We start from the raw sequence: 15,766 nt of genomic DNA, 5'->3' as shown, positions 1-15,766 counted from the left end.
GCTGATGCCGACGCAGACGCGGACGCCGATGCGGACGCCGATGCAGACGCCGATGCTGATGCAGACGCTGATGCCGACGCAGACGCTGATGCTGATGCTGATGCGGACGCCGATGCTGACGCGGACGCGGACGCTGACGCTGACGCTGACGCGTTCGACGATACGGCCAGCGTGGAGTTCCCGCTGACCGTCGAGACCACGGCGGATAGCGAGAGCACGACCTACACTCTGGCGGTCGGAACCTTCAGCGAGACCTACGACTTTGCGGTTGCCGCCGGTGCGGAAACCGATGCCTCATTCACGCTAACCGCGGATAGCGTGGCGACCGTGCTCTCGGACGTCGAGTTCACTCTGCAGAGGGAACTGCCCGACGGGACGTTCGAGGACGTCGCCAGCACCTCGGGAGGTGGTGCGCTTGACCTGCTTTCGCTCACTGTCCTTGGCGACAACCAGGTCCAGGTCACGGCCGACGACCTCCCCCCGGGGAACTATCGGGTGGTCTACGAAGGTGGCGGCCTGCTGTCGCTGGGCATCACGCTCACGCTCGATGTTGAATTCCAGACCACGACGGTCGATGGCGATCCGGTAAGCGGCAACGTGCTCGCGAACGATGTGGACGCGGGCGAGGCGGTGCTTGAGATCGATACCGGCGACGGCAACTTCGTCGCCGTGACCAACGGTCTCGTCATCGAGGGCGAATACGGCTCGCTCCTCATCAATGCGGACGGAAGCTACACCTACACGCCGAACGACGAGGCAGTGGGTGTGGGCGAGTCGGAAGTGTTTACCTACCGGCTCGTGAATCCCGACGGGACCAGCGATACGGCTACGCTGACGATCGACCTGGTGGAGGGCGACACCACATCGCCCGACACCACACCGCCCGACGCACCGACAGCGGATGTCGACGATGCGACCGGCGGTGTGGTGTCGGGCACGGGTGAGGTCGGTGCGACGATCACAGTCTATGCTCCCGACGGCACGACCGAGCTTGGCACCGGCACGGTCGAGGCCGACGGCACCTATAGCGTGACCATCCCGGCACAGACCGATGGCGAGGACCTCTTGGTCACGGCCACCGATGCGGCCGGCAACGAGTCGACGCCGACCACGGCCGAGGCACCGGATCTCACACCACCTGCGGCACCGACGGCCGATGTCGACGATGGGACCGGCACCCTGGTGACCGGTACGGGTGAAGTCGGCGCGACGATCACGGTCTATGCTCCCGATGGCACGACCGAACTCGGAACCGGCACGGTCGAGGCCGACGGCACCTATAGCGTGACCATCCCGGCGCAGACCGATGGCGAGGACCTCCTGGTCACCGCCACCGATGCGGCCGGCAACGAGTCCACGCCAACCACTGCCGAGGCACCCGACCTTACGCTGCCGGCAGCGCCTGAAGCTGCCCTCGAAACCGATACCGGCGTCGATGGCGACGGCATCACCAGCGACGGTACCGTCGGGATCAGCGGCCTCGAGGACGGAGCGTCCTGGGAGTACTCGATCGACGGCGGCACGAGCTGGGTGGCCGGTGCGGGCACCAGCTTCGAACTGGCTGCCGGCGAATATGCCGCCGGCGACGTGCAGGTCCGTCAGACCGACGCGGCCGGCAACACCGGACCGAGCGCTCAATTGGGCGCCGTGACGGTGGCGGTTCTCCTGGCGGTGGACGATACGGCCACGGCAGACCTGGGGGCCCGGGACTCGGTCACCCAGGCCCCGGTGACGGACGACAACCTGCAGGTCCTCGGGCTGCTCGATGACGGCAACGCCACCAACAGCCTCGCGATCTCCGTCGCCGAAGGAACCTCGGGCGATGTCGCCATCGAAGTCAGCCAGACGTCGCTGCTCGCAGTGGCGGACGCCTTCAACGTCGAGATCTACGACTCGGCGGGCGAGCTGATCGGGGTCCTGACCACCGGCAACGATCCGCTGCTTGGCGACGTGGCCGGACTGGGCGTGCTCGGGGTTACCAGCGACAATACGCTGGTCGCCAATGTGACCGGGCTCGAACCGGGCGACTACACGATCGTGGTCCGCAAGGGCGAAAGCACCGCGGGCAGCCTGCTCGACACCGACGGCAACGGCCTGTCGCTCGAGGAACTGGGCGAAGGCGGCGTGGTCCTCGGCACCGAGAACCAGGCGCTCGTTCTTGACTCGGTCGAGACCGCACTGAACGGCGAGATCCTACCAGGCATCGGACTTCCGCTGGGAACCGTCGTCAGGAACCTCCTGGAGCCGGTGCTCGACACCACCACCAGTCTCGGTGCGGGTGAGCTGGTGGAAGTCCTGGCGGACGGTCTCAACTCGCTGGGCCTGGGCGCATCTCTCGATGCGGTCCTCGGGGCTGTCACGGAGGCGCTGCTCAGCAACACGCTCACGGTCATCCAGGACACCTCGGTCACGGCGACCGTCACCGAGCACAGCTTCTCGGCTATCGGTACGCCGGTCACCGGGAACGTGATCGACCCCGACGCGGTCGCCAGCGGAGAGGCGGGTGAAGATACCGCTGTTCCCGGCACGACGGTAACGCAGGTCGAGAACGGTGCCGGCGAGGTCCAGACACTCGCCGGTGGCAGCGCGACGATCGAGGGTGCCTACGGCACGCTCGTCATCAACGCCGACGGTTCCTACAGCTACACGGCGAACGGCGACTCCGCCTCGATCGGACTGTCCGACGTGTTCACCTACACCATCTCGGACGGGACTAACTCAGTCGAGGCGACGCTTACGGTCGAGGTCGCGGGTGAACAAGTGGCCGACGATACGGCGCAGGCCGGGATCGAGTACGAGTACGAGGTGACCGCAGGCGATCCGATACCCGATGCGGTGGACTATGCGTGGACCGGAGTGCTGCTTGGCGCGCCGCTCGGCGCGACTGGCGATCTCGTCAGCGACAGCTTCATCGTCGCTGCCGACACCACCCAGGACGTGACGCTCGCCGTCGATGCCGGAAGTCTCCTCGGCGTAGGCGGCGGCGTCACGGTCTTCGTCGAGTTGCTGGACACGACGAGCGGCACCTGGAGCACTTACGCGAGCTACGATGGCAGCCAGTTGCTGAGCCTGCTGGGCAGCGGCGGCACCGGTGACATCCTCGTTCCGGACGTGCCCGCGGGCGAGTACCGGGTCCGGGCCGACGTCAACTTCGGCCTGGTCTCGGTGGCCGGGGGCGTCAACATCGACGTTACCTCGACGGTCACCCATCTCGACAGCTTCCTCGTCGGCCAGACTTTCCCGGCCGAAGGCGATCTGTTTGCGAACGACCTGCTCGGGGACGTGGATCCGCCGCTGGCGATCTCGGCCGATGGCACGACCTTTACGGACGTGACCAGCGGCACTCCAGTGACCGTCCAGGGCACCTATGGTGCGCTGGAGGTCAATGCCGACGGCACCTACACCTACACGCCCAACACGGCGGCGCACCTGACCGAACCGGCGCTCGATACCTTCGAGTACCAGGTCACGCTTCCGTCGGGCGAGGTAGAGGAGGGCACGCTCGAGGTGACCGTCCAGCCGTCCGGCGCCGGGGTGCCCGACGCCGATGCGGCGGCCTTCATGAGCATGTTCGCAGCCGACGCCATCCCGCTCGAGCTGGCGGATGCCGACGGCAGCGAGACCATCGCGGCCACCGGCGAGACCGGGCTCCCCGAGTTCGACCTGCTCGAAGGGCAGGGCACGCTCGAGGAAGTGCTCGATCGCTATCTCGGGGAAAGCGGCGACGATGCGCCGATGCCCCTGGCGACCGAGCCGACCGGAGAGATCGCACTCGTGCAGACCGCCTTGGATCCCGTCCAGGATCCGCTCGGCTACCTGGGTACGGACCCGCGGGACGACCTCGACGGCAGTAACGTTTCGGTTGTCTAATCGACTGTATTCTCAAGGGGCTCGCGCCGAAATCGGCGCGGGCCCTTGTTACCGCAGTACGAGTGAGAATGTGTGAAATCTAATCGGGTGAAGTGGGGGGATGCTTGGTTTGTCGCAGCCGGATGGGCCTGCGGGCTCGGCCTTTCGTCGAGCCTCGCAGCCTCGCCTCCTGAGAGCCCGGCGCCCCTCATGATCGACCGTGCTGCGCGCGAGGCGGTTGCCTGGCTTCCCTCAGTGGTAGAGGCGGGTGCGCGACTGGATTCGCGAGCCGAGGAGATCGACGTCGCCGAAGCCGGCTATCTGCCGCAGATCAACGCCGGCGTGGGCACAGGATACGACAACATCGGCCAGAGCCGCTGGCGCCCCCGCGCCAACGTCTCCGTCTCGCAGATGCTCTACGACTTCGGGAAAGTGCGCAGCTCGGTCGACTCGGCAGAGGCCGGTGTCGCGATCGGCGAGGCGCGGCTCCTGCTTGCGGTGGATTCGCTGATCCGCGACACCAGCTACTCGGTCATCGAACTCCAGCGCACCGAAGCGCTGCGGCAGATCGCGCTCGACCAGCTCGAAAGTGTCCGCGGCATCAGCGATCTCGTGCGGCACCGCTTCGAGCAAGGCGCGGCGACCAAGGCGGACATGCTGCAGGCCGACGCCCGCGTGCAGGCCGCCCAGGCGACGATCGAGGAGATCGAGGCCGAGCACCAGCGCTGGCAGACAACCCTCGCCCATCTTCTCGGACGCGGAGAAGCTCCCGCAGTGTCGTCGGAATTGCCCGACGACTTCATGCAATCCTGCGCGCAGGGGGAGCCGGACTGGGAAACGATTCCGGCGATCCGCGAGGTCCGGGCCGAGCGCGACCAGGCGCTCGCCGACCTGGAGCGCAGCCGGGCAGAGAGCCTGCCCACCGTGTCGCTCGGTGCCGGTGGCGCGACCGACATCCACGATCCGTTCGGAGGCCGCGAAGAGTACAATTTCGGGATCAACGTCTCCACCTCGCTCTACAACGGCGGAGCCAACCAGGCGCGGATCCGAGGCGCCTCCCACGCGCTCGGCGCCGCCGACGCGGCGGAAGCGCGCATCCGCAACGATGTGAGCCGCACGCTGAGCGAAGCGCAGCGGCAAGTGGCGAGCTTCGGCCGCGTACTCGACACGCTCGCCTTTCGCGAGGCGAGCATGCGCGAGACCGGCAAGCTTTACCGCCTGCAATATCTGGAGATGGGGACCAAGACGCTGGTCGACCTGCTCAACGCGGAGCAGGAGCTGCATCAGGTCCGCTTCGACAGAGTCAACACGCAGCATGATCTCCGCCGTCTGCAGGTCGATTGCCTGGTGAATTCGGGAACCGCACGCGAGGCGGTCGGACTCGCGGGCGCCACCATCGGCGGCACGGTCCTGTGACGGTCGAGGCCGCCCCGGACGCGGATTTCCGCCCGCACGCCTGGATCGAGGCCTTCCATCTCGTCGCTCGCCAATACGGGCTGCCGGTATCGGCCGAGACGGCCCGGCTGTCCGATCGCTGGCTGCATACCAAGGGGAATGAGGAGCGTATCCGCATGCTCGCGCGGCACGCGGGCTTGCAGGTCCACTTCGCCGAACCCGCCTCGCTGTCGTTGACGAGCTGGCGCCTACCGGTCGTCGCACGGATGCGGGACGGCGATCTGGCCGTGATCACGGCGGTCAGCGCGTCGGGGGAAGTCAGCCTGGCCGTCGCGGGCGAGGCCGGATTGCAGCAGCGCATGGAACTGGCCGAGCTGATCGAGGCCAGCGAGAGCTTCGTCGTCCCGCGCCCCGCCGGCGCCATCCCGGACGCGCGGGTCGATACCTATATCCGCCCCTACGAGGAGCACTGGCTGCGGCGAATTCTGCTGAAGGACCGCCGCTCCTACGCCAGCGTCGTCGTCGCATCGCTGGTGACGAACACGCTCGCGCTGGCCGGCGTGCTGTTCTCGATGCAGGTCTACGACCGCGTCGTGCCGGCGGGATCGTTCCCGACGCTCTACGTCCTGTTCATCGGCGTGCTGTTCGCGATCGGTTTCAGCTTCCTGCTGACCAAGCTGCGCACCAATATCATCGACGTGCTGGGCCGGCGGGCGGACCTGCGCATTTCCGATCGGGTGTTCGGCCATGCCTTGCGGGTGCGGAACAGCGACCGTCCCGCCTCCACCGGAACGTTCATCGCCCAGCTCCGCGATCTCGAGCAGGTGCGCGAACTGCTCACCTCGACGACGGTGTCCGCCATCGCCGACATTCCGTTCTTCCTCCTGTTCCTGGCGGCGTTCTGGTTCATCGCCGGGCCGCTCGCCCTGGTCCCGCTCGGCGCGATGCTGCTGCTGCTCGTGCCCGGCTGGCTCGCCCAGCGGAAGCTGCGTGCCTACGCGACCGAGGCAATGCGCGAGTCCTCCCTGCGCAACGCCATGCTGGTGGAAGCGATCCAGCGGATCGAGGACGTGAAGACGCTCCAGGCCGAAGACCCGCTGCAGCAGCGGTGGAACCACTTCAACGCCGTGGCGGGCGAGGCGCAGCTCAAACTCCGGGGCCTCACCAACGGGCTGACCGCCTGGGCGCAGAACGTGCAGAACGCCGTTTACGCCACGATCGTGTTCGTCGGCGCGCCATTAGTGATCGCGGGCGACATGACGACCGGCGCGCTCGTCGGCGCATCGATCCTGGGCTCGCGCATGATGGCGCCGATCTCGCAGGTGGCGCAAGTCCTGAACCGGTTGCAGCAGGCGAAAGTCGGCATTCAGGGCGTGGACCAGATCATGGCGCTGCCGGTCGACAACCCCGAGCACGGACACCGCCTCCAGATCCCGGCGATACAGGGGAATTTCGGCCTCCGCTCGGCCATCTTCACTTACGGAGACGCCAACGCGCCCCCCGCGCTGGCCGTGCCGCAGCTGGACATCGCCGCGGGCGAGAAGATCGCACTGCTCGGCCGCAACGGGGCCGGCAAGTCGACCCTGCTGCAGGCGCTTTCCGGGCTGCTCCCGCCGATCGCGGGCGAAGTGCTGGTCGACGACCTGGCGCTGCAGCAGATCGATCCGGCCGATGTGCGGCGCGACATCGGCCTGCTCAGCCAGAACAGCCGCTTGTTCCACGGGACCTTGCGCGACAACCTGACGATGGGTGCGCCCAATGCGTCCGACCAACAGATCGCGGCCATGCTGGAAATGGTCGGCGCCGACGATTTCGTGCGCCGGACCCAGTCGGGGCTCGACTACATGATCCTCGAAGGCGGTCTGGGCCTCTCGGGCGGACAGACGCAGGCCCTGCTCCTCGCGCGGCTGTTGCTGCGCGAACCCTCGGTCGTCCTGCTCGATGAGCCCACCGCCGCGATGGACGAGGCGGCCGAGCGGCACTTCATCGAACGCTTCGCGGACTGGAGCAAGAGCCGCACCGTGATCATCGCCACGCACCGCATGCGGGTGCTCGAACTCGTCGAGCGGATCGTCGTGATCCACAACGGCGCGGTCAAGCTGGACAAACCCAAGCACGCCGCGCTGGCGACGATGCAGGGCAAGGGCAAGGCCGCATGACCGCGCAGGCCGCGAGCGAGGACTGGCTGTTCGGTGAGGAGACGGATCCCCGCCTGAAGCTCTCCAGCCGCCTGGTCTGGACGCTCGGCGCACTGTTTGCCGCCGCCATCCTCTGGGCATGGTTCGCCACGCTCGACGAAGTGGCGACCGGCAGCGGCCGGGTTGTGCCGACCATGCGCGAACAGGTCATCGAATCGCTCGAAGGCGGCATCGTCGCGAAGCTGCACGTCCAGCAGGACGATCTGGTCGAGGCCGGGCAGATTCTCGCACAGCTCGACCCGACCCAGGCGAGCTCGACCTTCGAGGAAAGCGCCGCGAAGTACCGCGCGGCGCTTGCGGCGTCGGCCCGGTTGCAGGCGGAAGTCAACCAGACGGCGCTGACCTTTCCCGCCGAGCTCGAGGAGTTTCCGGACCTCAAACAAGCGGAAACCCGCCTCTACGAAACTCGCCGGCGCAGCCTGAACGAGTCGGTTCGCCTGATCGATCAGTCGATCGCACTGATCCGCCGTGAAGTCGCGATCGGGGAATCGCTGATCGAGGTCGGCGCCGCGAGCAACGTTGAGGTGATCCGGCTGCGGCGCCAGCTTTCCGAGCTCGAGCTGAAGAAGGCGGATCTGCGCTCGCAATATCTCGTCGAGGCACGGCAGCAGCTCTCCGAAGCAAACGAGCAAGTGGAGGCTCTCGCTCCGGTCGTGCGCGGGCGTTCCGACACCGTGAGCCGGCTGACGCTCCGCTCCCCGGTCAAGGGGATCGTCAAGAGCATCGAGGTTTCGACCGTGGGCGGGGTGATCCCGCCGAACGGGCGGCTGATGGAGATCATTCCGCTGGAGGACCAGCTCATGATCGAGGCGCGCATGTCGCCGCGCGACATCGCCTTCATCCATCCGGGGCAGAGGGCGACGGTGAAAGTCACCGCCTTCGACTATTCGATCTACGGCGGCCTCGAAGGCGAAGTCGCGTCAATCTCCCCCGATACCATCCGCGACGAGGTCAATCCCGAAGTCTATTACTACCGCGTCTTCGTCCGCACGACGTCGAACGCGCTGGTCAACGATGCGGGCGAACGCTTCCCGATCGTCCCGGGCATGATCACCACCGTCGACGTTCACACCGGGCAGAAGACGGTGCTGCAATACCTGATGAAGCCGATCAACCGGGCACAGGAGGCTCTTCGGGAGAGGTGACGGATCGGCTCGAAACCTGCCTGGAGCGCCTCCGCACCCGTCTGGGGCAGGTCCCATCCGTGCAGGTCGAAGGCCAGGCGCGCGCGGTCCTGTTCTTCTCTTTCACCGACGGAACCCGGCGAGCGACGACCGTAACCGCGAGCGGGGACACCGTGGAGGAGGCCTGGCAGGCCGGCGTCGAGCGGATCGCCGCCAGCGGCAGGGCGGTTCGCTGGTTGCGCCTCGACTGGGTCGACGCGGTGGAGCGCAGGACCTGGGGCGAACTCAAGGCAGCGCTGCGCACCATCAAGCGCAACTATTTCCGCCTCGGCGTCTCGCTCGATCCCGGCTTCGAGCACGCGTTCCTCGAGACCGAGATCAACGCCAACGCCATGCTCTACGGCGGAAACCGGAACCCGGCGGCCGTCCTCAACGAGAAGAACTTCCGCATCTACGCCGAAAAGCGCCACCGGCTGGCGGATCTGACGTTCGGCGACGACGATCCGGTCTGGCTGTTCACCACCAGGGGCGCATTCGTCGGCGACGATCTCGCGGTCCACGAGCTTTCCGGCGCCGGTCTCGACTCCGGGCGGCGTACGATGGGCGCGCTGCAGCCGGAGGATGCGGCACAGCTCGTCCGGTCGGGCAGCGCCTATCTCGCCACGCAGGTTCTCGACGACGGGCGCTTCCATTACGGCTGGCATCCGTGCTTCGACCGCCCCATCCGGGCCTACAACACGCTGCGCCATGCGAGCACCGTCTATGCCATGCTCGAAGCATGGGAAGTCACCCGCGACGAGGATCTGGAGCAAGCGATCAGCCGCGCCCTCGCCTATTTGACGGGGGAGCTCATTCGAATCGCGCCACTCCCTTCGGAGGAGAAGGCAGCGTTCCTCGTCGACGTCGGGGACGAGATCAAGCTGGGTGGGAACGCCGTGGCGATCCTTGCGCTGCTCAAGCACCATGCACTGACGGGAACCGCCGAAAGCCTCGCGCTCGCCGAGCAGTTGGGTGCGGGAATCCTGCACATGCAGGATCCCGATAACGGATCGTTCTCCCATGTGCTCGCCTATTCTTCGCTGAACGAGAAGGAGCGCTTCCGGATCATCTACTACGATGGCGAGGCGGCCTTCGCCCTTATGCGCCTCTACGAGGCCACCGGCGACGAGCGCTGGTTGTCCGCGGTGGAGAAGGCGTTCGCATACTTCATCGACCAGGAGCACTGGAAGGCACACGACCACTGGCTCAGCTATGCCGTCAATGAACTGACCCGCTATCGGCCCGAGGAGCGCTATTTCCGGTTCGGGCTCGACAACTTTCGCACCCATCTCGGCTTCGTCCTCGAACGGATCACGACTTTCCCGACGCTGCTGGAGCTGATGACCGCGGCGGAGAGCATGGTCGCCCGGCTGCGCGCCGATCCCGAGCGGCGGCACCTGCTCGACGGGATCGACCTGACGCGCTTCTACCAGGCGCTCGACTTTCGCGCGCACTATCTGCTCAATGGCCACTTCTGGCCCGAGCTGGCGATGTTCTTCGCCCGGCCGGAGAAGATCGCCGGCAGCTTCTTCATCCGCCACCACGCCTTCCGCATCCGCATCGACGACGTTGAGCACTACTTGTCGGGCCTGGCCGCCTATCGCCGCTATCTTCTGGCTCGCGATGGCGAAGACGCTGCCGCCCACCGTCCTCCGGTGGAGAAGAACCAGCGTCACTGGACCGCGGCGGATGTCGAGAAGGCGACAGGCGGGGAATGGCTGAGGCGTCCAGAGGCGGACTGGTCGACGAGCGGATTGTGCACCTACCTTCCGGCATTCCGCGATGGAGACATGATCGCGCTGCGCCCGCCCGATGGCCAGCGCGGTGTCTCGGAACGTCACATTCCCCGCCTGGCGAACCGTGCCGCGGCCTATATCGGCAGCGACCCCGTGCAACTCGAAGACACTGGCGCGCCGGCTCTGCTTGTGAGCGATGTCGAGGCGGCAATTCTCGACCTCGGCGAATATGCGCGCCGAAAGATGGCTGGAAAGGTCGTCGCCGTCACCGGCAGCGCCGGAAAGACGAGCACGGTCGCAATGCTGGCGCACGCGATGGAAGGCTACGGCGCAGTCGGGACGACACGCCACAATGCCAACCTGCCGCACGGGATCGCCTGGAATCTCGCCTCGATCCCGTGGGACGTGCCGCATATCGCTCTGGAGCTGGCGATCGGCCGGATGGCGCAGAATTCACGCCTGACCCGGCCGGACGTGGCAATCTTCACCAACATCCTGCCCGCGCATCTCGAATACCACCGCGATCTCGCGACGATCGCCCGGCGAAAGAGCGCGATCTTCCAAGGCATGCGCCCCGGCGGGGTGGCGGTGCTCAACCGCGAGATGGCCGAATGGGCGCGGGTCCACATGGCCGCCCGCAGCCGCGGCCTGCGCGTGATCAACTACGGCCGGGCGGCGGGATGCGAGGTCAGGCTCGCCGGCTACGATGCATCGTCCCGCGTTGCCGAGGCGTGCATCGGCGGGCGCAGCGTCGCCTTCGCGCTGGGGGCCGCCGGGGAACACATGGCGCTGAACGCGCTGGCGGTTCTCGCCGCGCTATGGGCGCTCGGCCGCGATCTCGAACCGGCGCTGTCGCGACTGGCGACCTTCGTCCCGCTGGAAGGGCGCGGCCGGGAATTCGAAGCCGATATCGAGGGGCGGCGGGTGCTCGTCCTCGACGAGGCCTACAATGCCAATCCCGGTTCGATGGAAGCGGCGCTAGCGCTGCTGGGCACGAAGACAGGGGCCGCACGCCGCATCGCCGTCCTGGGCGAAATGGCCGAGCTCGGTCCCGACGCGGGTTCATACCACACGCAGCTTGCCGCCGCCGTGGCCCGCCAGCCGATAGACCGGGTCTATGCGCTTGGCCCCCTATACGACGAGTTCTGGTCCAATCTGCCCGAAAAAATCAGGGGAGCCCGACCTTCTTCCTTAGAAAAGTTAAGAAGCTGTTTACTATCCGACCTGAAAACTGGGGACGCAATACTTTTCAAAGGTTCACACAGCACTGCTATACATCAACTTGTTTCTGATATAGAAACGACAGAAGAAAGGAACTGACTTCAAGATAAAGCTGAATTGTTAAATATTGTTTCGGAGCATTTGACAAATATCGTCATGAGAAGTTCGAAGGACAGGATCATCCCGCTTCCCGCGGATCCGTCACCCTCCTCCCGGCGGACGGTCGAATCCCTGGCGCAGGCCGGCCACGGCCGGACGATTCTCGAACGGGAGCTCGTCGATTGCGCGCGGCGGCTCATCCGCCTCCGCAAGGAAATGGACCAGCACATTCCGCCCGGTCTGGTGAAGGACTACGCCTGGGACATACTCCTGGAGTTGTTCGTCAACGGCGAGGAAGGCGGCATCGTTTACGTCAAGCAGCTGATGCTCGTTTCAAGTATAACTCCGACATCGGCGATGCGGCTGATCGACCGGCTCGAAGACGAAGCGCTGATAGAGCGGCAACCCGATCCGCTCGACCATCGGCGCGTCATCGTCGGCCTCTCCGACCGCGGGCGCAGCGCAATGGTCACCCTCCTGCGGAAAATTCTGGAGCAGCCGGCCGAGAGCGATACCGCAGCCCGGCCAAAGCCGTTCGTCCCCCGCGGCCGATAGCGGCTCGGCTCAGGCGAATCCGCTTTCGAGGAAGCGCAGTGCGCAGCCGGCGAGCATGGCGGTCCCCTGCGGCAGTGCGCTTTCGTCGACAGTCATCCGCGGGGAGTGGATGCCGCAGCACTGGCGCCAGTCCTCCCCCTCGGGCGCGACGCCAAGAAAGAACATGGCGCCCGGGACTTTCTCCAGCACGTAGGCAAAATCCTCCGCGCCCATGATCGGCGCCGGCAACTCGCGCCACGAACCTTCGCCCAGCGCCTCGTGAACGACCTCGCGGCCGAGCGCGACCGCGCGTTCGTCGCAGATGGTGACGGGAAAGCCCTCGGTCACGGTCAGCTCGGCGTCCACCCCATGCACCTGCGCCACGCCGCGCACGACCGCCTCCATCGCCTCGCGCACGGCGGTGCGGTGGCGGGGCGACAGTGTGCGGATCGTGCCGCGCAGGCTCGCATGATCGGGGATGACGTTGTGCGCGGTGCCGGCCTGGAGCTGAGTCACGGTGACGACCACCGCATCGGCCGCGTTGAAGCGCCGCGTGACCATCGCCTGCAGCGCGCCTACGATCTCGCATGCGGCGGGCACCGGATCGCGCGCGTCGTGCGGCATTGAGGCATGGCCGCCCTGCCCAGTCACCAGGACATCGAACTGATCGGCCGCGGCCATCAGCGGCCCCGCACGGCCCGCGAGCACCCCGTAGGGCGCGTTGGGCATGATGTGGAGCGCGAAGGCCGCTTCCGGCAGCGGGCCGTGCGCGCCGCCGCCGAGCAGCCCGTCCTCCAGCATGAAGCGCGCGCCGTGGAAGCCTTCCTCGCCGGGCTGGAACATGAACAGCACTTCGCCGGCCAGTTCGCCCTGCCGGGCCGCGAGCAGCTCCGCAGCGCCGGCGAGCATCGCGGTGTGCGTATCATGTCCGCAGGCGTGCATCCGCCCCTCGATGGTGGAGGCGAAGTCGAGCCCTGTCTCCTCGCGCATCGGCAGTGCGTCCATGTCGCCGCGCAGCAGGACACGCCGCCCCGGTCGTGCACCCTTGAGCACCGCGACCTGGCCGGTCGTCGACGAACCTTCACGCCATTCGAGCGGCAGATGCGCAAGCGCGGCGCGCACTTTCGCCATCGTCATCGGGGTGTGAAGCCCGAGCTCTGGTTCGGCATGGATCGCGCGGCGCAGGGTGACAATGCGGTCGGACAGCGCGCGGGCGGAGTCGAGCAGATCGGGATGGAGCATGGGCCGAGGTTACAGGACCGGACCGGGCCGGCGAAGCGAAAATGTCTAGGTCCGCACCCCACTCTCCGGCTAAGGCGCCCTCATGACTCCCGCCGACGCCAATCTGCCCGTGCCCGAGGTGCGGATCGCCACCGCAGGGCCGTCGGTGGGCGTGATCTACAACCCGCGCAGCCACCGCAACAAGGGTCAGGACCTCTATCTCGGGGTGAAGGCCAACATCTTCGTCGCCCAGCCGCCCGACACCGCCCGTCTGAAGGAGGAGCTGGCCCGCTTCGCCGCGCGCGGGATCGACTATCTGGTCATCAACGGCGGGGACGGCACTGTGCGCGACGTGCTCTCGGCCGGGCTCGACGTGTTCGGCGATGCCTGGCCCGACGTCGCCGTTCTGCCCAAGGGCAAGACGAACGCCCTCAACGTCGATCTCGGCGCACCGCCGGCATGGACGATCGGCGCGGCGATCGGGGCCTATGCCTCGGGCCGCCGCGTGGTCCGCCGGCCGGTTCGGGTCGATGCGCTCGATCGGGCGGCAGCGCCGATGCTCGGCTTCATCTTCGGTGCCGGCGCCTATACGCTCGGCATCCGTGCCGGGCAGGACGCCCACCGGCTGGGTGCGTTCGACAGCCTCGCGGTGGGAGTCACGGCGGGGTGGGGCATTCTCCAGGCCCTGCTCGGCAGCGATCGCAACCGCTGGCGCCGCGGCGTTCCGATGGAACTGACAATCGGCCCCGAAGGCCGCGCACTGCCGCACGTTCCTGCCGGCGACCCGGCACGGCGCCATTTCCTTCTCGCCTCGACGCTCGAGAGGTTCCCCGCCGGCCTCAATCCCTTTGGCGAGCCGCGCGAAGGGCTCAAGCTCGCGGTCCTCGACCATCCCGCGCGAGGCCTGCTGCTGCAAATGCCGGCGATCGTCCGCGGGCACGGATCCGAGCGTCTGCGCGAGCAAGGCTTCCACCGCGTCGCCGCTGACCCGATCGAGATCGCGGTTGACGACGAGATCATCCTCGACGGCGAGGCCTTCCCCGCCGGGCGCTACCGGCTGACGAGCGGCCCCGAGCTGCGCTTCGTGGTACCGTGAACGGCGCGCTGGCGCAGCGGATCGAGGAAGGACTCGAGGCTGCGGTTCACCCTGCGGTCACTGTTTTCGCCGCGCGACTCGCCGAGGAAGCGGGCGCGGCGGCAGCGCTGTTCTACGGTTCCAACCTGCGCACGGGCGAGCTCGAAGGCGTGCTCGACTTCTACCTCCTGCTGCCGGGCGATCAGGCAGAGCGCATCTGGCCGCGCGTGAGCTATCACGAATGGGAGCACGAGGGGCGCGTGCTGCGTGCGAAAGTCGCGCGGATGGCCTTCGCGACATTCGTTCGGGCGGCCGAGGGGGAGAGCCGCGACACGACGATCTGGGCGCGTTTCGTGCAGCCGAGCGCGCTGGTTTGGCTGTCGGCCGAGGATTGGCGTCCGCGCGTCGCTGCCGCGATCGCGAGCGCCGCGAAGACGGCGGCCCGGCTCGCCGCGGCGCTCGGGCCGGAAAGCGGTACGGCCGGGGATTACTGGCGCGCGCTGTTCCGCGCGACTTATCAGGCCGAGTTCCGGGTCGAGAAGCCGGGGCGCGAGGATTCGATCCTGTCGGTCAACGCCGCTCATTTCGAAGGGCTGTTGCCGCTCGCCTGGGAGGCACAGGGTATTCCCTTCGCGCGCGATGGAGAACGGCTCGCGCCGCGCCTTTCGGCCACCGAGCGGCGGCGTATCCTGAGCTGGTGGGGGCGCCGGCGGCGTTTCGGCAAGCCGCTCAATCTCGCGCGACTGGTCAAGGCGAGCACGACCTTCGACGGGGCCGCGCGCTACGCGGCTTGGAAGATCGAACGGCACACGGGCGTTCCCGTAGCGATCACGCCTTGGCGCGAACGGCACCCGGTGCTGGCCGCGCCGGGCGTGCTCTTCAGAGTCTGGCGCGCGCGCCGGCGCGGTTAGACCATGAAGCTTTCGCCGCAGCCGCAGGCACCCTTGGCATTAGGATTCTCGAACACGAAGCCGGCGGTGAAATCGTCCTCGCGCCAGTCCATCACGCTGCCGACGAGGTAGAGCACGCTCGCTCCATCAATGTAGAACGTGCCGCCGGGCGTTTCGATCTTCTCATCGAACGCCTGTTCCTCGGTCACATAATCGACCGAATAGGCGAGGCCCGAGCAGCCGCGCCGCGGCGTCGAGAGCTTGACCCCGATGGCGCCTTCGGGCGCCTTCGCCATGAGGTCGGCGATGCGCCGCTCGGCCGCTTCTGTCAGCGTGACGGCGGCAGGGCGTTGGCGGGTTTTGGTCTCGGTCATGATACAAATCT

Annotated in this window: 11 protein-coding genes; 9 read left to right on the top strand and 2 right to left on the bottom strand. The window is 67.2% G+C overall.

Going from position 1 to position 15,766, the window contains the following annotated elements:
- The 7 genes from D2V04_RS17835 to D2V04_RS02090 form a co-directional block, all read left to right on the top strand.
- Positions 1–187: hypothetical protein (locus D2V04_RS17835; RefSeq protein ID WP_228766201.1), on the top strand; the 187-nt coding region annotated here is incomplete at its 5' end.
- Complete coding sequence (locus tag D2V04_RS02115; protein ID WP_119511706.1) at positions 172–3,870, top strand: BapA/Bap/LapF family large adhesin; 3,699 nt, start codon at positions 172–174, stop codon at positions 3,868–3,870. The genes D2V04_RS17835 and D2V04_RS02115, both read left to right, overlap by 16 nt.
- Positions 3,871–4,059: 189 nt before the next feature.
- Positions 4,060–5,265 (top strand): TolC family protein, encoded by a 1,206-nt coding sequence (locus D2V04_RS02110; RefSeq protein ID WP_119511705.1) that lies wholly within the window; start codon positions 4,060–4,062, stop codon positions 5,263–5,265.
- Positions 5,262–7,403 (top strand): type I secretion system permease/ATPase, encoded by a 2,142-nt coding sequence (locus tag D2V04_RS02105; protein WP_119511704.1) that lies wholly within the window; start codon positions 5,262–5,264, stop codon positions 7,401–7,403. Before D2V04_RS02110 ends, D2V04_RS02105 begins: the two co-directional genes overlap by 4 nt.
- Complete coding sequence (locus D2V04_RS02100) at positions 7,400–8,587, top strand: HlyD family type I secretion periplasmic adaptor subunit (protein ID WP_119511703.1); 1,188 nt, start codon at positions 7,400–7,402, stop codon at positions 8,585–8,587. The genes D2V04_RS02105 and D2V04_RS02100 overlap by 4 nt, the downstream gene beginning before the upstream one ends.
- Positions 8,584–11,661, top strand: a complete 3,078-nt coding sequence (locus D2V04_RS02095) for a UDP-N-acetylmuramoyl-tripeptide--D-alanyl-D-alanine ligase (RefSeq protein ID WP_119511702.1) — start codon at positions 8,584–8,586, stop codon at positions 11,659–11,661. The genes D2V04_RS02100 and D2V04_RS02095 overlap by 4 nt, the downstream gene beginning before the upstream one ends.
- Positions 11,662–11,718: 57 nt before the next feature.
- On the top strand, positions 11,719–12,216 hold the full coding sequence (locus D2V04_RS02090; RefSeq protein WP_119511701.1) for a MarR family winged helix-turn-helix transcriptional regulator: 498 nt from the start codon (positions 11,719–11,721) through the stop codon (positions 12,214–12,216).
- A 9-nt stretch (positions 12,217–12,225) separates the two neighbouring features.
- Here D2V04_RS02090 and D2V04_RS02085 read toward each other — a convergent pair whose 3' ends face one another.
- Positions 12,226–13,437, bottom strand: coding sequence for a M20 metallopeptidase family protein (locus D2V04_RS02085; protein ID WP_119511700.1), 1,212 nt, complete (start codon positions 13,435–13,437; stop codon positions 12,226–12,228).
- Positions 13,438–13,519: 82 nt separating this feature from the next.
- Between D2V04_RS02085 and D2V04_RS02080 the strand changes: the two genes are divergently transcribed.
- Together D2V04_RS02080 and D2V04_RS02075 are read left to right on the top strand one after the other, a co-directional pair.
- The gene (locus tag D2V04_RS02080) at positions 13,520–14,512 is read left to right on the top strand and encodes a diacylglycerol kinase family protein (RefSeq protein ID WP_119511699.1); all 993 of its coding nucleotides are present in this window, start codon (positions 13,520–13,522) and stop codon (positions 14,510–14,512) included.
- Entirely contained in the window at positions 14,509–15,402 is an 894-nt protein-coding gene (locus D2V04_RS02075) for a hypothetical protein (RefSeq protein ID WP_119511698.1), read from the top strand. Before D2V04_RS02080 ends, D2V04_RS02075 begins: the two co-directional genes overlap by 4 nt.
- Here D2V04_RS02075 and D2V04_RS02070 read toward each other — a convergent pair.
- Entirely contained in the window at positions 15,399–15,755 is a 357-nt protein-coding gene (locus D2V04_RS02070) for a HesB/IscA family protein (RefSeq protein ID WP_182849622.1), read from the bottom strand. The genes D2V04_RS02075 and D2V04_RS02070 overlap by 4 nt on opposite strands.
- Between the last annotated feature and the right edge of the window lie 11 nt (positions 15,756–15,766).

The sequence above is a fragment of the Pelagerythrobacter aerophilus genome (assembly GCF_003581645.1).
In the GTDB taxonomy this organism is placed as follows: domain Bacteria; phylum Pseudomonadota; class Alphaproteobacteria; order Sphingomonadales; family Sphingomonadaceae; genus Pelagerythrobacter; species Pelagerythrobacter aerophilus.
The sequence above is the reverse complement of the archived record's forward strand: the minus strand, read 5'-3'. Positions and strand labels throughout refer to the sequence as shown.